This is a genomic window from Streptococcus suis S735, assembly GCF_000294495.1.
Taxonomy (GTDB): domain Bacteria; phylum Bacillota; class Bacilli; order Lactobacillales; family Streptococcaceae; genus Streptococcus; species Streptococcus suis.
In genome coordinates, this window is record NC_018526.1 from 393,332 (window position 1) to 414,501 (window position 21,170).

A 21,170-nucleotide genomic window follows, 5' to 3' on the forward strand; every position below is an offset into this window, starting at 1 on the left:
TTATACCATAATTAGCGAAAAGAGTACAAGAAATGGATACTAAGAGCCTTTTGGTAACAGGTTATAGACATACAGACCTGGGAATTTTTTCAGAAAAAGATCCTCGACTGCACATTATTAAATCTGCAATTCGTAGGAATTTTATTCGTTTTTTAGAAGAGGGTGTTAGTTGGTTTATACTGACAGGTCAATTGGGTTTTGAATACTGGTCCTTAGAAGTCTTAGAAGATTTGCGAGCCGAGGGGTATCAACTGAGTATTGCAACAATATTTCCATTTGAAAATCATGGCGAACAGTGGAATGAGGCTAACCAAGCAAAGTTAGCACGGTTTAAGCAGGTTGATTTTGTAAAGTATGCCTATCCACGCTATGAAAACCCAGGGCAATTTAGAGACTATAACCAGTTTTTACTGGATAATACGACAGGTTGTTATTTGTTTTACGATTCTGAAAATGAAACCAATTTGAAATATTTATATCACATGGTCTTAAAGAAAGAAGGATATAATAGAAAAACGCTTACCTTTGAGGAATTGAATGAGGAGGCTGAAAATTTTTCAAATTCTGAGTGATTTGACTTGATTTTTCCCTATTTTTTTAATATAATAGGAGTAGTGACGTTTTAGATTAGGGAGAGAGATGGCAAGTATTAAATTTACGACAAAAGATATTTTCGAGCAAGATTTTAAAATTGGTTTTCGTGGCTATGATCAAGATGAAGTGAACGATTTTCTTGATGATATTATGAAAGACTATGATGCTTATGAAGCGATTATCAAGGAATTAAAAGGCGAAATTGCTCGATTGAAAGCGCAGGCAGCAAATTCTCCCAAAACAACTCTTCCTACTGAAGAATCGAACGATGTATTGCGTACAGAACGTCCATCTTCAGCGACAAACTTTGATATTCTCCGCCGTCTGAATCGTCTGGAGAAAGAAGTATTTGGAAAACAAATCGTTCAGGATCAAGAATAGAAAATTGTACACCTAAACTGACACTTTATTCGCAGTTATTTTCTTGTGCACAAATACATTCTGTATTTGTGTCAGAGATATTCCTTGATTTAAAGTGGCTTGCTTTGTAGATACAACTTCTAAGATAATTAAGGTGCAATTTTTGGATAATCGCGTGGTAGTTTTCTACCATGAGGAAAGTCCATGCTAGCACTGGCTGAGATGCCAGTAGTGTTTGTGCTAGGCGAATCAATAAGCCTAGGGACGCCCTTGGGCGTTACGGCGGTTAAAATGGCTAAGTCTTTTGATATGTCAGAGTAGATCTGAAAGTGCCACAGTGACGAAGTTTTTATGGAAACGTAAAAAATGGAACGCGGTAAACCCCTCAAGCTAGCAACCCAAACTTTGGTCGGGGCATGGGATGGATGGAAATGAACAGAAATCCTGACTGTTTAGACAGTAGACAGATGATTATCGAAGGTGGTAGAACCTAGTACCACTGGAACAAAACATGGCTTACAGAAAATTGCATAAAATAGGTAGCTAGCTCTGCTAGCTTTTATTGTAGAGGAAAAAAATGAAAAAACAATTTGAGTTGATTGCAACGGCAGCAGCTGGTCTGGAAGCGGTTGTGGGTCGAGAAATTCGTAATCTCGGCTATGAATGCCAAGTGGAAAATGGCCGTGTTAGATTCCAAGGAGATGTAAAATCCATTATCGAAACCAATATCTGGCTGCGTTCAGCAGATAGAATTAAAATCATTGTTGGACAATTTCCAGCAAAGACTTTTGAAGAGTTGTTCCAAGGAGTTTTTAACTTGGATTGGGAAAATTACTTGCCTCTAGGCTGCAAGTTCCCCATTTCCAAGGCCAAATGTGTCAAATCGAAATTGCATAATGAACCAAGTGTGCAGGCTATTTCTAAGAAAGCAGTTGTAAAGAAACTGCAGAAACACTTCTCTCGTCCCGAAGGGGTTCCCTTGCAAGAGATGGGGGCAGAGTTTAAAATTGAAGTGTCGATTTTGAAAGATGTGGCGACAGTCATGATTGATACGACAGGTTCTAGTTTGTTCAAACGTGGTTATCGGGTGGAAAAAGGTGGCGCACCAATCAAAGAAAATATGGCAGCTGCTATTTTGCAATTATCGAATTGGTATCCAGATAAACCGCTTATTGACCCTACTTGCGGATCGGGAACTTTCTGTATTGAGGCAGCTATGTTGGCTAAAAATATAGCCCCAGGTTTGAAGAGAAGTTTTGCATTTGAGGAATGGCCGTGGGTTGAGGATCAATTGGTGGTTGCATTACGCAAAGAAGCACAAGCTTCTATCAAAACAGATTTGGTATTAGATATTACTGGATCAGATATTGATGCTCGTATGATTGAAATTGCGAAGAAGAATGCATTTGCGGCAGGAGTTGAGCAGGATATTGTTTTCAAGCAAATGCGTGTGCAAGACTTGCGTACAGATAAAATTAATGGTGTCATTATTTCTAATCCACCTTACGGAGAACGTTTGTTGGATGATGAAGCCATTGTTACCCTGTATCGAGAAATGGGGGAGACTTTTGAACCACTCAAAACATGGTCTAAGTTTATTCTAACTAGTGATGAGTTGTTTGAAACCCGTTTTGGACAGCAAGCGGATAAGAAGCGCAAACTGTATAATGGGACCCTAAAAGTGGATCTTTATCAATTTTTTGGTCAACGAGTGAAACGTCAAGTGCAAGAAGTGCAAGGATAGGAGGACATCGTGGGAGAAAAAAATAGTCATCATCTTCCTTTGGATGAGGAGAAAGTTTTAGATTTTGAAGTGGCGAAAGATTTAACAATCGAAGAAGCAGTCAAAAAACATAAGGAGATTGAAGCGGGTGTGACAGAAGATGATGGTCTCTTGGATCGTTACATCAAGCAACACCGCGCAGAAATTGAATCTCAAAAATTTGAAACCAAAATCAATCATCTTCCTTTAGTTGAGGTGGCTGATGAGGAAAAAAATCAAGGACATGAAAGCGCGGAAGAGGTAGAAGCAAATGAGTCTTCTCTTACGGAAGTTAGTGAGGAGATTGCTCCTATTGTAGAAGAACTTTCGGTAACTCCGATGGAAACCTTGGAAGAAACAGTGATTGCAAGTACCGTAGCAATGGAGGGGTTATCTTCAGTGGCAGATGATTCTAGTTTAGAATTGGAAGAAGATGAAACCGAAGACTTGGACCATAGTGAGGGCGCAGATAGGGATCAGAAAAAGAAATTTTACTTCTGGTCAGCAGTAGGGCTTTCAATGATTGGTGTAATGGCGACGGCGCTGGTTTGGATGAATTCGGTTAACAAATCGAATACTGCGACTTCTTCAAGTTCAACAAGTACAAGCCAGACGTCATCAACAGCATCAAGTTCGACAGATGCGAATGTGACAGCTTTTGAACAGCTCTATAATAGTTTCTTTACGGATAGTAGTTTGACCAAGCTAAAAAATTCAGAGTTTGGTAAATTAGCAGAACTGAAAGTGCTGTTGGAAAAATTGGATAAGAATTCGGACAGTTATACCAAAGCTAAAGAACAGTATGATCATCTTGAAAAAGCCATTGCAGCCATTCAGGCCATTAATGGTCAGTTTGATAAAGAAGTCGTTGTTAATGGTGAAATTGATACAACGGCGACGGTTAAATCAGGAGAATCTCTTTCTGCGACAACGACAGGGATTAGTGCGGTTGACAGTCTATTGGCATCGGTCGTGAATTTTGGTCGTTCACAACAGGAAGTCGCTTCGGCTACGGTAGCAAGTGAGGCTGCAGTTACAAGAAACCAAGGTGCTGATGAAACTGTATCTACTGGTGTACCAGCGACAACAGAAGTCGCTTCAACAACGGTTTCAGGCTCAACAACCGACTTTGGTATTGCCGTGCCAGCTGGTGTCGTCTTGCAACGTGACCGCAGTCGTGTTCCTTATAATCAAGCGATGATTGATGATGTAAACAATGAAGCATGGAATTTCAATCCAGGTATTCTTGAAAATATTGTGACTATCTCGCAACAACGTGGGTATATAACAGGCAATCAATATATCTTGGAAAAAGTTAATATTATCAACGGCAATGGCTACTACAATATGTTTAAACCAGATGGGACCTACTTGTTCTCTATAAATTGTAAGACAGGCTACTTTGTCGGTAATGGTGCTGGTCATTCTGATGCCTTGGATTATTAAACAAAAAAGCGGTTTATCTGCTTCGGATTGAAGAAAAAGTTCATTTTGGACAATTTCCTTCAATCTTTTTTCTTTGTGTTGAAAATATAGTCATTTGAATTAACTTTGATACATCGTCACTTTCGGCTTGCCGTACTCTGCAGAAGTGACTTGCTTTGCAAGTTATATCTCCAACCTAGCACAGCCACTAGGCTGTGCTAGCAACCTGCACCTCGGTTCCTTGTCTGAAAGCTAATTCATTCGACTATAAAAAAACTCTCAGAAACGCCGAAATATCAATGTTTCTAAGAGTTTAATGATTTGCTATCTTTCGCAAACTTCTTCAATTTTATATATTTTTAGGAGTTTGTCTACGTTCTGAGCGGTGTATCCGCTTTTTTTGTTAGATTGGTTTTCTTTCAAAGGCATCTGTAGAGATTCCCTGAGAAAGGATTAGTTTGGCCCATTCTTTAGCTGAATGAAGGCTGTGGTCTTTGTAGTTACCACATGATTCAATGGTTGTCCCAGGAACATCCTCCCAAGTGATGCCTTCTGCAATTTCTTCCAAACTCGACTTGATGACTTGAGCAATCTTTTCAGAGTCTTGTTTTCCCCACATAATCATGTGGAAACCTGTCCGACACCCGAAAGGAGAGCAGTCGATTAGCCCATCGATGCGCTGGCGAATTAGTTTAGCTAATAGATGCTCGATGGTATGTAGACCAGCTGTATCCATTGCATTTTCGTTGGGTTGGATAAGGCGAATATCAAAGTTTGTAATAATGTCTCCTTTTGGTCCGACTTCTTCAGAAATTAAGCGGATGTAAGGTGCTTTTACAATAGTGTGGTCTAGCTCGAAGCTTTCGACAGTGACTTCTTTTTTCATGGTTTCCTCCAAATAAGTGATGAATTTATTATACCATATTTGACAATTTGGAATTGTGAAATCGTTTCAAATATGATAAAATAGATACAGATTTTGTGAAAATCGAATTATAAAAAAAGAGGTAGAAATATGAATATCATTACAGTAGTAGTGACACTTGTTTCTGCTCTCATTGGTTTAGTATTAGGTTACTTTGCCATTTCTTTGAAGATGAAATCTGCAAAAGAAACTGCAGAATTGACACTTTTAAACGCAGAACAAGAAGCTAGTAATGTTCGTGGTCGAGCAGAAGAGCAAGCTGAGGTTATTCTAAAAACAGCTGAGCGCGATCGCCAGACCTTGAAAAAAGAATTACTCTTGGAAGCTAAGGAAGAAGCTCGTAAGTACCGAGAAGAAATTGCAGAAGAATTTAAGTCAGAACGTCAAGAGTTGAAGCAAATCGAATCACGCTTGACAGAGCGTGCGACCAGTTTGGACCGCAAAGACGATAATTTGACCAACAAGGAAAAGACTTTGGAACAAAAGGAACAAAGTCTGACCGATAAAGCTAAGCACATTGATGAGCGTGAACAAGAAGTTGTAAAACTCGAAGAACAAAAAGCTTTGGAGTTAGAACGAGTGGCGGCCCTCAGTCAAGAAGAGGCGAAGGAAATCATCCTTACCGATACACGTGATAAACTGACGCATGAAATTGCGACTCGTATCAAGGAAGCAGAGCGTGAAGTAAAAGAACGTTCTGACAAGATGGCAAAGGACTTGTTAGCCCAAGCGATGCAACGCATATCAGGTGAATATGTGGCTGAGCAGACGATTACATCGGTTCATTTACCGGATGATGCGATGAAGGGACGGATTATTGGACGTGAGGGTCGAAATATTCGTACCTTTGAAAGTCTCACAGGTATCGATGTTATCATTGATGATACACCAGAAGTGGTTGTTCTATCAGGTTTTGATCCGATTCGCCGTGAGATTGCCCGTATGACCATGGAGACCTTGCTTCAAGATGGTCGTATTCATCCAGCTCGTATTGAGGAGTTGGTTGAGAAACATCGTGTAGAGATGGATAACCGTATTCGTGAGTACGGGGAAGCTGCTGCTTATGAAGTTGGGGCACCAAACCTTCATCCAGACTTGATTAAAATCATGGGGCGTTTGCATTTCCGTACCTCTTATGGACAAAATGTTCTTCGCCACTCAATCGAAGTTGCTAAATTAGCAGGTGTACTTGCTGCTGAATTGGGCGAGAATGTGAATTTGGCACGTCGAGCTGGTTTCCTACATGACGTTGGTAAAGCTATTGACCGTGAGGTGGATGGAAGCCACGTTGAAATCGGTACAGAATTAGCTAAGAAATATAAAGAGAATCCAATTGTTATCAATGCGATTGCTAGTCACCATGGCGATGTAGAAGCAACAAGTACTATTGCAGTCATTGTGGCTGCGGCAGATGCTCTGAGCGCTGCTCGTCCAGGTTCACGTCGTGAATCTATGGAAGCCTACATCAAACGTCTGCAAGACTTGGAAGAAATCGCCAACAGTTTTGAAGGGATTAAACAATCCTATGCTATTCAGGCTGGTCGTGAAATTCGGATTATCGTTCATCCTAACAAGGTCACTGATGATCAGATTACCATCTTGGCCCATGATGTTCGTGAGAAAATTGAAAATAATCTGGATTATCCAGGAAATATCAAAATCACAGTTATCCGTGAAACAAGAGCAACAGATGTTGCTAAGTAAATGTAGAAGAGTCCGAAGGGCTCTTTTTCTACTGGCTCAAAGTTCGTTTTGGGTTGGGAATAGAAAATAGAAAATATTTTAATCGTATTTAAAAGCAGTTGAAATTCATGCTAAATTTTGTTACACTAGAATGAAAGATTTAAAAGGAGATATCATGAAAGAGCGAGGCTTACTCATTGTCTTTTCTGGTCCATCTGGTGTTGGAAAAGGAACAGTTCGAAAGGAAATTTTTGAAAGCTCTGATAATAAATTTGAATATTCTGTATCCATGACGACACGTCCACAGAGACCGGGAGAAGTTGATGGAGTTGACTATTTCTTCCGTAGTCGTGAGGAATTTGAAGATTTGATTCGCCAGGGTCAAATGTTGGAATATGCAGAGTACGTTGGAAATTACTATGGAACACCTCTGACCTATGTCAATGAAACTCTTGATAAGGGAATTGATGTCTTTTTAGAAATTGAAGTACAGGGTGCCCTCCAAGTGAAGAAAAAGGTTCCAGATGGGGTGTTCATTTTCTTGACACCACCTGACTTGGAGGAGTTGCAAGATCGCTTGATTGGTCGCGGAACGGATAGTGAGGAAGTTATTGCTCAACGTATCGAACGTGCCAAGGAAGAGATTGCCTTGATGCGTGAGTATGATTATGCAGTTGTGAACGATGAAGTTCCGTTGGCTGCTGAGCGTGTCAAGCGTATAATCGAAGCAGAACATTTCCGTGTAGACCGAGTGATTGGTCGCTACGATGAAATGATTCGTGAACAGATAGTAGAACGATAAAAGAAAGAAGAGAGAATCGCATTATGATGTTGAAGCCGTCAATTGATACCTTGTTGGATAAGGTACCATCTAAGTATTCTTTGGTTATTCTTGAGGCTAAGCGTGCCCATGAATTGGAAGCAGGTGCCAAACCAACTCAAGAATTCACCTCAGTGAAATCCACCCTACGCGCCTTGGAAGAAATTGAATCAGGTAATGTAGTCATCCATCCAGACCCAGAAGCGAAACGTGAGGCTGTTCGTCGCCGTGCCGAAGAGGCTAAACGTTTGGCGGAAGAAGAAGAGCGTAAAATCAAAGCTCAAATTGCTAAAGAAAAAGAAGAAGGCGAAAAGATTTAGATACAAGACTCGGTTGGGATTGCCATCCGGGTTTCTTTTCACTTTCGGAATGATGAAAGTTTTGACAGAAAGGAGGCAGGTCATTTAGTTTATCTTTTAATATTTGCTCCAACTAATAGTTGAAGGTTATACATAAAGTGAACCTTGTTCGCATCAGTCGTGATATTAGAAGGTAAAATAAATCGAGATGGTATGTTAGCACAGATTATTGTAGACGTCCCTTTGATGCAGACAGATCAAGCTTATTCCTATCGAGTTCCAGCTGAGTTGGAAGAGGGGCTCAAGGTTGGCGTGCGTGTCCATGTACCCTTTGGTAAGGGAAATCGGCTGATTCAAGGGATTGTAGTTGATTTGATTGATGAAGATGATGAAAATAGCTTACAAGACTTGAAAGAGCTTGCCGAGGTTTTGGACTATAGTCCTGTTCTCAATCAAGAGCAATTTTGGTTGGCGGACCAGATGAGAAAGTCGGTCTTCTCCTATAAAATTACTCTCTTAAAATCCATGCTACCCAGCTTGCTCAATTCGACCTATGACAAATTGATCCGTCCAGGGATTGGTTTGGAAATGGCAGAGCAGATTAGTCTGTTTGGTGATAAGGAGCAGATTCGTTTTTCTGACTTGGACGTGACAGAGCAAGGGAAAATCATGCGTCTGGCCCAGTCAGGAAAAATCTTGGTAGACTATGTGGCCAAGGATAAGAAGCAAATCAAGACAGAAAAATGGTACCGAGTTTGTCTGGAGAAATTACGAGAAGCAGACATCAGCAATCGGGCTAAAAAACGGCAGCAGTTAAGGGAATTTCTTCTGGAACAGTCGGAAGACCAGCTCCTTTCAAACCTAAAATCGGACTATTCAGCTGATACGCTCCGCTATTTCCAAGAAAAAGGCTATATAGAAGTCTGGGAAGAGGAAGTGTCGCGGACTCAGGGTGTTTTTGATAAGGTAGAAAAAACGCAGGCCTTGGATTTGAATCCAGAGCAGGCCATTGCGGTTCGGGAGATTGTAGCCTCTATCGGTCAGGAAAGTCAGACATTTCTACTGCAAGGAGTGACAGGTTCTGGGAAGACGGAAGTCTATCTCCAGGTTATTGATAGGGTCTTGAAGATGGGGAAAACGGCTATTATGCTGGTGCCTGAAATTTCCTTGACCCCTCAGATGACCAATCGTTTTATTTCTCGTTTTGGTCAGCAGGTCGCGATTCTTCACTCCGGTCTGTCTGATGGAGAGAAGTATGATGAGTGGCGGAAGATTGAGGCGGGGAATGCCCAGGTGGTTGTCGGGGCCCGTTCGGCCATTTTTGCCCCTTTGACAAACTTGGGTGTTATCATCATTGATGAGGAGCATGAAGCGACCTACAAGCAGGACAGCAATCCACGCTACCATGCGCGTGATGTGGCAAAGTTGCGGGCAGACTATAATCGAGCGACCCTGGTCTTGGGGTCTGCTACGCCGAGTCTTGAAACACGGGCTCGGGCTAGTCGAGGAGTCTATGGAAGACTGACTCTTAACCAGAGGGCCAATCCCTTGGCTCGTATTCCAGAAGTGGAAGTTGTGGATTTCCGTGATTATATCGGTCAGCAGGAGGCTAGTAATTTTACCCCTGTTCTGATTGAAAAGATAAGAGAAAAATTGGCTCGTAAGGAACAGGTCGTTCTTATGTTGAATAGGCGTGGTTATTCTTCTTTTGTCATGTGTCGTGATTGTGGGAGTGTTGACCAGTGTCCCAATTGTGATATTTCCCTAACGCTTCACATGGATACAAAAACGATGAATTGCCATTATTGTGGTTTTCAAAAGGGGATTCCTCAGACCTGTCCAAACTGTCAAAGTCGTTCTATTCGTTATTATGGGACGGGTACGCAAAAGGCCTACGATGAATTGCAGGAGCTCTTGCCAGAAGCTAGAATTTTGCGTATGGATGTGGATACTACCAAGAAAAAAGGTGCTCATGAGGACTTGCTCGAACGGTTTGGTCGAGGCGAAGCGGATATTCTTCTGGGAACTCAGATGATTGCCAAGGGCTTGGATTTTCCAAATGTGACCCTAGTTGGGGTGCTCAATGCGGATACGGCTCTGAATTTGCCTGATTTTCGGTCTTCTGAGCGGACCTTCCAGTTGCTAACTCAGGTAGCTGGTCGGGCTGGTCGAGCTGATAAGGAAGGAGAGGTCCTGATCCAGACCTATAACCCCAATCATTATGCCATTGCTTTTGCCAAAGAGCAGGACTATGAAGGTTTCTATCGTTATGAGATGGACATTCGGAAAAATCTTGGCTATCCACCTTACTATTTTACGGTGGGTCTAACCTTTTCGCACAAGTCAGAAGAATTTGTCGTGAAAAAAGCCTATGAAACTGTAGCCTTTCTCCGTCAACACTTAACAGATGCAATTCAAATCTTGGGACCGACGCCCAAGCCTATTGCCAGAACTCATAATCTCTACCACTACCAGATCATCTTGAAATACCGGCATGAAGACCGTTTGGAAGAGGTATTGAATCAGATTTTGGATTGGACACAGGAGAGAGAAAATCAAGATTTGCGACTGATTATTGACAATGAACCGCAGAATATGATGTGAGGTCACTATTGACCTTGCATTTTTTTGTTTTAAGAACCTTTGATTAAGGAAAAAATAAGCAAAAATGATATAATTAGGGGATAGTATAATTGATATGAATCAGAAAATGAAAAGGAGATGAGAACACGAATATGACAAAGTTGATTTTTATGGGAACGCCAGCGTTTTCAGCGACGGTCTTAAGAGGGCTCTTAGCTGATGGGAATTATAACATACTGGCAGTTGTAACCCAGCCAGACCGAGCTGTTGGACGAAAAAAAGTCATCCAAATGACACCTGTGAAAGAAGTAGCCTTGGAATACAATTTACCAGTCTATCAACCAGAGAAGCTATCTGGAAGTCAAGAAATGGATGAGCTGATGAATTTAGGAGCAGATGGGATTGTGACGGCAGCTTTTGGGCAATTCCTACCAACCAAATTATTGAACTCAGTTGACTTTGCGGTCAATGTTCATGCTTCTCTTCTTCCTAAATACCGTGGCGGTGCCCCTATCCATTACGCTTTGATTAACGGTGATGAACGTGCCGGTGTAACCATCATGGAAATGGTCAAGGAAATGGATGCCGGTGACATGATTTCCAGCGATAGCATTGCTATTGAAGAAAGCGACAATGTCGGCACCTTGTTTGAAAAGTTGGCTGTTGTTGGTCGAGATTTATTATTACAAACCTTACCAGCCTATATTGCTGGTGACTTGAAACCAGTCGCTCAAAATCCAGAACAGGTAACCTTCTCACCAAATATCCAGCCAGAAGAAGAGGTACTGGATTGGAATAAGACAGCTCGTCAACTATTTAATCAGATTCGCGGTATGTACCCGTGGCCCGTTGCCCACACCTATTGGCAAGGCGAACGGTTTAAAATTCAAGAAGCTGTAGAAGCAGAAGGTGAAGGATCAGTTGGTCGGGTTATTGCTCGAAGCAAGAAAGAATTGATCATTGCGACAGGTCAGGGAGCCCTTTCTCTGAAAACTGTCCAGCCAGCTGGTAAGCCAAAAATGACCATTGCAGACTTTTTAAATGGTGCAGGTCGAGATATTGCAGTAGGAGATCAATTTGGTGATCAATAAACATGAAACAGCAAGAAGTCTAGCCTTATCTGTATTGGAACAAGTCTTTGATCAAGGTGCTTACTCGAACATCGCTCTCAATAAGGCTCTAGAATCTTCTCGTTTATCAGCACAGGACAAGGGCTTGGCGACCGAATTGGTTTATGGGACGGTTTCTCGTAAAATTACCCTAGAGTGGTATTTGGCACATTTTATCGAAGATAGGGAAAAGTTGGACACTTGGGTCTACTATCTCCTCATGTTGAGCCTCTACCAGTTGGTATATTTGGACAAATTGCCTACCCACGCAGTTGTCAATGAGGCAGTTAATATTGCCAAGCGAAAGCCTGGAACTGACAAATTTGTTAATGCCATTTTGCGTAAGCTTAGTCAGGATTCCTTGCCGAAACCAGCAGATATTAAAAGAAAGAACAAACGTCTATCCGTTCAGTATTCTGTGCCAGTTTGGTTGGTCCAAACCCTGATTGCAGAATATGGCGATGAACGTGCAGAGAAGATTTTCCAAAGTTTACATGATCGGAATAAGGCCAGTGTACGTGTGACAGATGGTCAACAAGTGGAGCGATTGGCAGAGGAGCTAGGCGCTCAACACTCGCAGTTATCACCAGTTGGGTTGGTTAAGCCTCATGGACACTTTGCGGGGACAGATTATTTCAAGGAAGGACTCATCACTATTCAAGATGAAACCAGTCAATTGGTAGCTCCGACTTTGGATATTCAAGGAGATGAAATCATCTTGGATGCCTGTGCGGCTCCGGGTGGAAAGACCTGTCATATGGCAAGCTATCTTACGGATGGAAAAGTTTATGCGTTGGATTTATATGATCATAAACTAAACCTGATTGAAGAAAACGCACGTCGTTTAGGCCTAGCAGATAAGATTGAGACCAAAGGTCTGGACGCCAGTCGTGTTCATGAGGAATTTGGTCCAGATACCTTTGATAAAATCCTAGTGGATGCCCCTTGTTCAGGTATTGGACTCATCCGCCGTAAGCCAGATATTCGTTATAATAAGGCATCGATGGATTTTGATTCTCTAAAGACTATCCAGTTGCAGATACTGGACAGTGTTTGCCAAAGCTTGAAAATTGGTGGTATAATAACCTATAGCACATGTACGATTATTGCTAAGGAAAACCAAGAGGTTATTCAAGAATTTCTGCAAAACCATCCCAATTTTGAACAGGTGACACTAGAACACCCTCAAACAGATATTATGGTGGATGGTTGCTTGTTGATAACCCCTGAACAGTATAAGACAGATGGCTTTTTCATCGGTCAACTTAGACGAAAATCCTAGAATAAGAGGAGGAAGTTGCTTAGCAACGATAAAAATTATGGAAATTGCATTACTTACTGATGTAGGACAGAAACGTTCGAACAACCAAGACTATATCAATCGCTACAAAAACCGCGCAGGGATTGATTTGGTCGTGTTAGCTGATGGAATGGGTGGTCACCGTGCCGGCCATATTGCTAGTGAGATGGCAGCAACAGATTTGGGAGCTGCTTGGGTTGATACTCAATTAGTGACTTTGAATGATGTCCGTGAATGGATGGTTGCAATCATTGATGCTGAAAACCAAAAGATTCATGAACTTGGACAGACAGAAGAATACAAGGGGATGGGAACAACTCTTGAGGCAGTTGTTGTCATCGACAATCAAATGATCTATGCCCATGTTGGAGATTCACGAGTTGGATTGATTAGAGATGGCGAATATACACGTCTAACTAACGACCATTCGCTGGTAGGTGCCCTTGTTCGAGCTGGTCAGCTCACAGAAGAAGAAGCACAGCGTCATCCTCAAAAAAATATTGTAACGCAGTCCATTGGACAAGCCGAACCAATTGAACCAGACATTGCTTTGAAAACTCTTGAGGTTGGAGATTATGTCCTTATTAACAGCGATGGCTTAACCAATATGATACCAACCGAGGACATTCGTGATATTGTATTGAGTGATGTTTCAATTGAAAGCAAGGTAGAAACACTTGTACGTTTTGCCAATAATGCAGGCGGTCTAGATAATATTACAGTAGGTTTGCTTCACATTACGGAGGAGGCTAGGTAATGATTCAAATCGGTAAGATCTTTGCCGGTCGGTATCGAATCGTTCGGCAAATTGGTCGAGGCGGTATGGCAGATGTTTACCTAGCAAGAGATTTGATTTTAGATGGAGAAGAGGTTGCTGTTAAAGTTCTTCGGACCAACTATCAGACAGATCAAATTGCTATCCAGCGTTTTCAACGTGAAGCGCGTGCCATGGCAGAACTTGACCATCCCAATATCGTTCGTATTTCGGACATCGGTGAAGAAGATGGTCAACAGTATCTGGCTATGGAATATGTCAATGGCCTCGATTTAAAACGTTATATAAAAGAAAATGCACCACTTTCCAACGATGTTGCGGTGCGAATTATGGGACAGATTCTCCTTGCTATGCGCATGGCGCACACGAGAGGAATTGTCCATCGAGATTTGAAACCTCAGAACGTCCTTTTGACTTCCAATGGAGTCGCTAAAGTAACAGACTTTGGTATTGCAGTTGCCTTTGCTGAAACGAGTTTGACACAAACCAACTCCATGTTGGGTTCTGTTCACTATCTTTCACCTGAGCAGGCGCGTGGTTCGAAAGCGACCATTCAAAGTGATATTTATGCGATGGGAATCATCCTTTTTGAAATGTTGACGGGTCGCATTCCCTATGATGGAGACAGTGCTGTGACGATCGCTCTTCAGCATTTCCAAAAACCTCTCCCATCTGTTAGAGAAGAGAATGCCAACGTACCTCAGGCCTTAGAAAATGTTGTACTAAAAGCAACGGCAAAAAAATTAAACGAGCGCTATAAGTCGGTTGCAGAAATGTATGCAGATTTAGCTTCGGCTCTATCCATGGATCGTCAGAATGAACCCAGGGTTGAACTAGAAGGGAACAAGGTTGATACAAAAACCTTGCCGAAACTCTCCCAAGCCAATGTTGAAACGAAAGTACCGCATACAAACAGTTCTGCTCAAGTTTCTGCGACGGATAAGGGGTCTGGTAAGAAAGAAGTGGCGAAGTCGGGAAATAAGCCTGTTTCAAAACCAAGGCCAGGCATACGTACACGCTACAAAGTCTTGATAGGAGCTATTTTGTTAACAGTCATAGCGGCTGGACTCATGTTTTTCAACACTCCACGAACAGTTACAGTCCCTGATGTATCTGGTCAAACCGTTGAAAAAGCTACAGAAATGATTGAAGTGGCAGGATTGGAAGTTGGAAATATCACAGAAGAAGCGACAGCGACTGTAGATGAAGGCTTGGTAATACGGACCTCTCCGGCTGCAAAGACGACCAGACGTCAAGGGAGTAAGATTGATATTGTAGTAGCAACGGCTGCGCTGGCATCTATTCCAGATGTGGTGGATAAGGAGTCTGATACTGCGCGGCAGGAATTGGAGGCCCTTGGTTTCCAAGTGACAATAAAAGAAGAATATAGCGAAAAAGTTGCCCAAGGACTCGTTATCAAAACAGATCCAGGAGCAAATAGTTCTGCTGAGAAGGGTGCAAAAATTACCCTTTACGTTTCCAAAGGAGTGGCGCCACAAGTTGTTCCAAACGTTGTTGGAAAAAGTCAGGAGAATGCTACTCAAATTCTTCAGACAGCAGGCTTCAGCATTGGAACCATTACTCAGGAATATAGCTCATCTGTTACTGCAGGTCAGGTTATCAGCACAGATCCCGTTGCCAATACAGAGTTGGCAAAAGGTTCTATCATCAATCTAGTTATTTCAAAAGGAAAAGAATTGATTATGCCTGATTTAACATCTGGCAATTACACCTATTCACAGGCGCGTAGTCAATTACAAGCCTTGGGTGTCAATGCGGAAAGTATTGAAAAACAAGAAGATAGAAGCTATTATTCAACGACAAGTGACATCGTCATTGGACAATATCCTGCTGCTGGAGCAACAATTGATGGAACAGTTACCTTGTATGTCTCTGTTGCATCAACCAGAACCAGTAGCGATTCTTCAGCAGGAAGTTCCACAAGTACAAGTACTTCAACAGGTAGCGGACAATAAAGATGAATAAGGTTGGGGAGATACCCAATGTCATTAAGTTATCTAACCTATCACATTTTGTGATGGGTTAGTTTTTTTATGTTACACTAAAAATAAAAGGGGAAAAGTCATGCTAGATCAAATTAAAGCTCATTTATACTCTTCGAAAATCAAAATTATCCGTTGTCAACTTGCCTTGATGAACTCCAGTTCTATCTTCGACTTCGTTTCCTAGGCTACTTTTGATTTTCATTGAGTATTACTTGATAGTATAGACAATATTTAGTTTTATAGCCCTTTAGTTTCTCTTTGATTACTTCATCAACTTGCTTTGAACTAAAAGTAAACTAAAACTATATATCAGTCAGTCCTATATTTCCTACTTTGGATGGAGTTCTTTTACTTATTTTTTGTTACAATAGTATAGAAAGGATGGAGAAGATGCGGAAAGTTCAATTTTTTCTACTAATAGAAAGTATGATTTTTACGATGGCAGCCTTTGATGTGGTAGCCAATGAGGCCAGTCGGACCCTGCTACTTTTCTCTGCCTTATTACTCGTCATTTGGTACTTCCTAGGAAGAAAAGTCAACAGTGTTTTACTGGTCAGCTCCTTATCTCTATTATTTTTGGTCTTTGTTTTAAATCCCTTCTTCATTATTGGGATTATGCTACTAGTCGTGTACATGCTGATTAATTTCTTTTCACGTTATGAAAAGAGAAATCAATATACCCACATTGTTTTTAGTGACTATTCTCTACAGGTTCAAAAAGAGAAAAATAGATGGTTTGGCAACCACGACCACTCTCAAGATAGGTTTGGTTTTGAAGATATTAACATTGTACGCTTGTTTGGCAATGATGTAGTTGATTTGGATAAGACTGTATTAGTTGGCAGAGATAATATTGTTGTAATTCGTAAAACGTTTGGACGGACAAAAATTATTGTTCCAATTGATGTTGAGGTTGCACTTTCAGCAACTAGTATCTATGGACGAGTAAGTTTCCTGGGTGAATCATATTGGGATTTGCGGAATGAAAGTATAGCGGTCAATAGTCCCGATTATCAAGAATCACACAAACGTGTAAAAGTCGTTACCAACAATATACTGGGAGATGTGGAGGTGGTTCGCGTATGAGAAAACGTACCTACCTACTCCTCGCCTGGTTTGCCTGTCTTATTGTTTTTGTGGTGATTGCTTCCACCCTCCCACTTTTAAATTATTCATTGCTAGATGTTACGCTCTGGATTTCAACGGAGCAGCTCGTGTTTACTCTCATTCTACTAGTTATTGTTTTGACCCTTTTTCTAGCTGTAATGGTACAAACTGTCAGCCTAGCCTCCACTCAGGTTATGCGGACGAAGTTACAAGCTATCTTGAAGAATAAAAGTATTCGAACAGATACCGAAAGTGATCAGCTCTTGCTCCAGTTGTCTGATAAGGTCAGAAACCTCACGCGTCAGGTGCAGCTGGTTGACAATCAAGATTTAGTCAAGAAAGAAGAGATTGTTGAGGGAGAACGGAAACGGATTGCCAGGGATTTGCATGATACGGTTAGTCAAGAGTTATTTGCAACGAGCATGATTTTGTCAGGATTATCGTCCAATCTATCCACTCTTCCGCAGGAAACCTTGCAGGAACAGCTGATGCTCGTGAAAGACATGATTGAGTCTGCCCAAAGAGACCTACGCATCCTATTATTACATCTACGCCCAAGTGAACTTGAAAGTAAAACCTTGGTTGAAGGATTTGAGTTGATTTTGCGTGAAGTTAGCGACAAAAGTAATATTATCGTTCATTTCCAACATGAAGTAGAGGAGTTACCGAAACTAATTGAAGAACATCTCTTCCGCATTGCGCAAGAAATTATCAGTAATACCTTGCGACATGCCAAAGCCAAGCATTTGGATGTTTACCTCTTGCAGAAGGAAACAGAACTTCAGTTGAAAATGACAGACGATGGTATCGGCTTCCAACAAGGTGCAGATGATGAATTAAGTTACGGTCTTCAAAACATACGTGAGCGGGTTGAAGACATGGCTGGAACGATAAAAATTCGCACAGCTCCAAATAAGGGAGTGGCGATCGATATTCGTATCCCACTATTGAAAGGAAAAGAAGATGAATACGATTCGAGTGATGCTGGTTGACGACCATGAGATGGTTCGCCTAGGATTGAAAAGTTACTTAAATTTACAGCCAGATGTTGAAGTAGTTGCAGAAGCTAGTGATGGCGAGGAAGGTTTGGCTAAAGCGTTAGAGGTTAAACCTGATGTTGTAGTGATGGACTTGGTTATGCCCAAGATGACTGGCGTAGAAGCAACTCTGGCCTTGCTGAAGGAATGGCCGCAAGCGCAGATTGTCATCCTGACCTCCTATCTAGATAATGAGAAAATCTATCCTGTGCTGGAAGCAGGAGCTCGTGGCTATATGTTGAAAACGTCAAGTGCTGACGAAATCTTAGCAGCCATCCGCAAGGTAGCTCTTGGAGAATATGCTATTGAGACAGAAGTAGAGAAAAAAGTAGAGCACCATAAACGCCACCCAGATTTACATGATGACTTGACAGCTCGTGAACGCGAAATCTTGACGCTGTTAGCCAAGGGATATGATAATCAACGAATTGCAGATGAGTCCTTCATATCCTTAAAAACTGTTAAGACCCATGTTTCCAATATCTTATCCAAACTAGCTGTTAGCGATCGTACTCAAGCAGTTGTTTATGCTTTCCAGCATGGTTTGGTGGCGCAAGAGGACCAATAGTGGTATAATGAAAATTAGTTAATTTTTAACCAAAGGATAGTGGAATTATATGGATGCAAAACTCAGATATAAGGCAAAAAAAATAAAAATAGTCTTTTTTGACATTGACGACACGCTACGTGTGAAGAATACAGGCTACATTCCTGAATCAATTCAGCAGGTTTTTAAATCACTGAAAGAAAAGGGAATTTTGACAGGAATTGCGTCAGGACGAACGCCTTATGGTTTGGTGCCAGAAATCAAGGCCTTAAAGCCAGACTTTTTCGCTATGATTAACGGCTCCTACGTAGAAGATGCCAAAGGTCAGGTAGTGTACCATCAGCCGATGCCCCAAAATTTAGTAGAATCTGTATTAAATTGGGCTAAAGAAATTGGAATCGAATATGGTATGCTTAGTAGTCAAAAAGGGACACTTTCTGCACGAACTGACCGTATTAGTCAAGTAATTGACTTGATTTATGAAGGTTTGGAAACAAAACCAACTTTTTATAAAGAAAATGATATCTATCAATTGTTAACTTTCGAGAAAGATGGTCACGAAGTAGAACTTCCAGAAGAGTTGCAAGCAGAATTGCGTAGTGTTCGTTGGGATGCTATTTCATCGGACATTGTGTTAAAAGGCTCTTCCAAAGCAACTGGTGTTGCTAAGGTTGTTGAAAAACTAGGCCTGAAACCTGAAAATGTCCTAGTGTTCGGAGATGGACTCAACGATATTGAGTTATTCGATTATGCAGGAATTAGTATCGCTATGGGGCATTCGCATCCAGAATTGCAAAAGCATGCAGATTATATCACAAAAAAAGTAGAAGAAGATGGCATTTTTGATGCCTTGGAGAAATTAGGTATGGTAGAAAAAGAAAAATATTTCCCGCAATTAGATTTGGAAAATGTTACAGGACCAGTTGCGCATATCAAGACTAACCATGGTAAGTTAACAGTAAAACTCTTCCCTGAAATTGCACCCAAAACTGTAGCAAATTTCGTAGCTCTTTCTAAAGATGGCTATTATGACGGAATTATCTTCCATCGTATTATCAAAGACTTTATGATTCAAGGTGGCGATCCAACCGGAACAGGTATGGGTGGTGAATCTATTTATGGTACTGCGTTTGAAGATGAATTTTCAATGGAAGCTTTTAATCTCAGAGGAGCCTTGTCAATGGCCAATGCAGGACCAAATACAAATGGAAGCCAATTCTTTATCGTTCAAAACCAAAACTTCCCATACAATGCGAAAGAATTAGAACGAGGCGGTTGGCCTAAAGAAGTTGCAGAAGCCTATGTCAAAAATGGCGGGACACCATATCTGGATCAACGCCACACAGTGTTTGGTCATCTAGTTGATGAAGAATCCTTCGTCGTCTTGGATGCTATCGCAGCGGTTGCAACAGATTCAGCAGATTGTCCACATGAAGATGTTGTAATTGAGACCATCGAAATAGAGGATTAAGATGAAAATCGGAGATAAACTCAAGGGGACGGTAACGGGTATTCAACCGTATGGAGCCTTTGTACAATTAGAGAATGGGACGACGGGCCTAATCCATATCTCGGAAATCAAAACAGGTTTTGTTGATAATATTTATGATCATTTAAAATTGGGGCAAGAGGTTTTGGTACAGGTAGTTGATTTTGATGAATATACTGAAAAGGCTAGTTTATCAATCCGGACCTTAGAAGAAGAACAACAAAAAATTCCGTGCCATCATCGTTTTACAAATGAACGGAATAAAATTGGTTTTTCCCCCTTAGCAAAACAACTTCCGAAATGGATTGAGGAAGCTAAAGGCTATCTCAAAGAACACAAAGAAAAGAAGGTATAGGATGCATTCCTAACCTTCTTTCTTTTTAATCATTGAACTCATAAAGAGCTGTTGACAAGTAACGTTCTCCGTTATCAGGCAAGATTGCCAACACTTTTTTCCCAGTTCCCAACTCCTTAGCGACTTCGATAGCAGCGTGAATTGCTGCACCTGAAGAAATACCAACTAAGAATCCTTCTTTTCCACCGATAGCACGACCTGTAGCTAAGGCATCATCGGATTTGACACGAATAATGCCATCATAGGCGCTAGTGTCCAAAGTATCTGGAATAAAACCTGCCGAAATACCTTGGATCTTGTGCGGACCAGGTGCTTCACCAGATAAGACAGCTGATTCATCAGCTTCAACAGCATAGATAGCAATATCTGGATTTGCTGTCTTCAAAACATGCGAAACACCTGAAACGGTACCACCAGTACCAACGCCAGATACAAAGGCATCTAAACCAGTTGTGCCAAAGTCTTCCAAAATTTCCTGTCCTGTTGTATCTTCGTGAACTTTTGGATTGGATGGATTAGCAAACTGGAAAGGAACCCAGCCATTTTTTTCTTCAGCAATCTCTTTTGCTTTGGCGATAGCCCCCTTCATCCCTTCGCTACCAGGAGTCAAGACAAGTTCAGCTCCATAAGCTTGGATAATCTTACGACGCTCAACACTCATGGTTTCAGGCATGACGATAATCACATTATAACCTTTTGCTGCTCCAACCCAAGCAAGACCGATACCAGTGTTACCACTTGTTGGCTCAACAATAGTATCTCCAGGTTTGATTGTACCAGCCTTTTCAGCATCTTCAATCATAGCCAAGGCGATACGGTCTTTTACAGAAGATCCTGGGTTAAAGGCCTCTAATTTCACATAGACCTCCGCTGCCCCCTCTGGAACGATATTATTGAGTTTAATAACAGGTGTTTTTCCAACTAATTGAGTAATGTTTTGATAAATAGCCATATGGCACCTCCAAATAATGTTATTATACATTATATAGTAGAA

18 protein-coding genes, 1 other RNA gene and 2 pseudogenes are annotated in these 21,170 nt (G+C 41.4%); 19 read left to right on the forward strand and 2 right to left on the reverse strand.

The window, feature by feature from the left end; all coding sequences use genetic code 11:
• Positions 1–32: 32 nt before the first annotated feature.
• The 5 genes from YYK_RS01990 to YYK_RS02005 all read left to right on the forward strand — a co-directional run bounded on the left by YYK_RS01990 (position 33) and on the right by YYK_RS02005 (position 4,162).
• Entirely contained in the window at positions 33–572 is a 540-nt protein-coding gene (locus YYK_RS01990) for an SLOG family protein (RefSeq protein WP_004194171.1), read from the forward strand.
• Positions 573–639: 67 nt separating this feature from the next.
• Positions 640–975, forward strand: coding sequence for a cell division regulator GpsB (gpsB, locus tag YYK_RS01995; protein ID WP_004194167.1), 336 nt, complete (start codon positions 640–642; stop codon positions 973–975).
• 138 nt (positions 976–1,113) lie between these two features.
• An RNA gene (gene rnpB / locus YYK_RS09830) (RNase P RNA component class B) lies at positions 1,114–1,478 on the forward strand.
• Positions 1,479–1,531: 53 nt separating this feature from the next.
• Positions 1,532–2,698: a THUMP domain-containing class I SAM-dependent RNA methyltransferase gene (locus tag YYK_RS02000; RefSeq protein WP_011921983.1), complete on the forward strand. Its 1,167-nt coding sequence runs from the start codon at positions 1,532–1,534 to the stop codon at positions 2,696–2,698.
• Between the two features lie 9 nt (positions 2,699–2,707).
• Positions 2,708–4,162 carry a cell division site-positioning protein MapZ family protein gene (locus tag YYK_RS02005; RefSeq protein ID WP_011921984.1) on the forward strand — a complete coding sequence of 485 codons (1,455 nt, stop codon included), beginning with the start codon at positions 2,708–2,710 and terminating at the stop codon, positions 4,160–4,162.
• Between the two features lie 382 nt (positions 4,163–4,544).
• Here the strand turns inward: YYK_RS02005 and YYK_RS02010 are convergent, their stop codons facing one another.
• Positions 4,545–5,027, reverse strand: a complete 483-nt coding sequence (locus YYK_RS02010; protein ID WP_004194159.1) for an S-ribosylhomocysteine lyase — start codon at positions 5,025–5,027, stop codon at positions 4,545–4,547.
• 129 nt (positions 5,028–5,156) lie between these two features.
• On the opposite strand from YYK_RS02010, the gene YYK_RS02015 reads away from it, so the two are divergent.
• From YYK_RS02015 to YYK_RS02075, 14 genes and pseudogenes are all read left to right on the forward strand, one after another.
• The gene (locus YYK_RS02015; RefSeq protein WP_011921986.1) at positions 5,157–6,770 is read left to right on the forward strand and encodes a ribonuclease Y; all 1,614 of its coding nucleotides are present in this window, start codon (positions 5,157–5,159) and stop codon (positions 6,768–6,770) included.
• Positions 6,771–6,924: 154 nt separating this feature from the next.
• A complete protein-coding gene (gene gmk, locus YYK_RS02020) occupies positions 6,925–7,551 on the forward strand; it encodes a guanylate kinase (RefSeq protein ID WP_012774981.1) in 627 nt (208 codons plus the stop codon).
• A 23-nt stretch (positions 7,552–7,574) separates the two neighbouring features.
• Entirely contained in the window at positions 7,575–7,889 is a 315-nt protein-coding gene (rpoZ, locus tag YYK_RS02025) for a DNA-directed RNA polymerase subunit omega (protein WP_004194153.1), read from the forward strand.
• Between the two features lie 192 nt (positions 7,890–8,081).
• Positions 8,082–10,472, forward strand: coding sequence for a primosomal protein N' (locus YYK_RS02030; RefSeq protein WP_012774982.1), 2,391 nt, complete (start codon positions 8,082–8,084; stop codon positions 10,470–10,472).
• A 131-nt stretch (positions 10,473–10,603) separates the two neighbouring features.
• Positions 10,604–11,542: a methionyl-tRNA formyltransferase gene (fmt, locus tag YYK_RS02035; RefSeq protein WP_011921989.1), complete on the forward strand. Its 939-nt coding sequence runs from the start codon at positions 10,604–10,606 to the stop codon at positions 11,540–11,542.
• A complete protein-coding gene (gene rsmB, locus YYK_RS02040; RefSeq protein ID WP_011921990.1) occupies positions 11,529–12,842 on the forward strand; it encodes a 16S rRNA (cytosine(967)-C(5))-methyltransferase RsmB in 1,314 nt (437 codons plus the stop codon). Before fmt ends, rsmB begins: the two co-directional genes overlap by 14 nt.
• A 37-nt stretch (positions 12,843–12,879) precedes the next feature.
• On the forward strand, positions 12,880–13,617 hold the full coding sequence (locus tag YYK_RS02045; RefSeq protein WP_012774983.1) for a Stp1/IreP family PP2C-type Ser/Thr phosphatase: 738 nt from the start codon (positions 12,880–12,882) through the stop codon (positions 13,615–13,617).
• Positions 13,617–15,287, forward strand: a pseudogene (gene pknB / locus YYK_RS02050) (Stk1 family PASTA domain-containing Ser/Thr kinase); the annotation flags it as partial. The gene YYK_RS02045 and the pseudogene pknB, both read left to right, overlap by 1 nt.
• Before the next feature lie 108 nt (positions 15,288–15,395).
• A pseudogene (locus YYK_RS10525) lies at positions 15,396–15,611 on the forward strand (serine/threonine protein kinase); the annotation flags it as partial.
• A 420-nt stretch (positions 15,612–16,031) separates the two neighbouring features.
• Entirely contained in the window at positions 16,032–16,727 is a 696-nt protein-coding gene (gene liaF / locus YYK_RS02055) for a cell wall-active antibiotics response protein LiaF (RefSeq protein ID WP_012774984.1), read from the forward strand.
• On the forward strand, positions 16,724–17,740 hold the full coding sequence (locus tag YYK_RS02060) for an envelope stress sensor histidine kinase LiaS (protein WP_002937028.1): 1,017 nt from the start codon (positions 16,724–16,726) through the stop codon (positions 17,738–17,740). Before liaF ends, YYK_RS02060 begins: the two co-directional genes overlap by 4 nt.
• Positions 17,712–18,353 (forward strand): response regulator transcription factor, encoded by a 642-nt coding sequence (locus tag YYK_RS02065; protein WP_002937025.1) that lies wholly within the window; start codon positions 17,712–17,714, stop codon positions 18,351–18,353. Before YYK_RS02060 ends, YYK_RS02065 begins: the two co-directional genes overlap by 29 nt.
• A gap of 49 nt (positions 18,354–18,402) precedes the next feature.
• Positions 18,403–19,803 carry a bifunctional Cof-type HAD-IIB family hydrolase/peptidylprolyl isomerase gene (locus YYK_RS02070; RefSeq protein WP_011921996.1) on the forward strand — a complete coding sequence of 467 codons (1,401 nt, stop codon included), beginning with the start codon at positions 18,403–18,405 and terminating at the stop codon, positions 19,801–19,803.
• 1 nt (position 19,804) lies between these two features.
• Entirely contained in the window at positions 19,805–20,176 is a 372-nt protein-coding gene (locus YYK_RS02075) for a S1 RNA-binding domain-containing protein (RefSeq protein ID WP_011921997.1), read from the forward strand.
• Positions 20,177–20,201: 25 nt separating this feature from the next.
• On the opposite strand, the gene cysK is transcribed toward YYK_RS02075, so the two are convergent.
• Complete coding sequence (gene cysK / locus YYK_RS02080) at positions 20,202–21,128, reverse strand: cysteine synthase A (protein WP_012774985.1); 927 nt, start codon at positions 21,126–21,128, stop codon at positions 20,202–20,204.
• Positions 21,129–21,170: the final 42 nt, after the last annotated feature.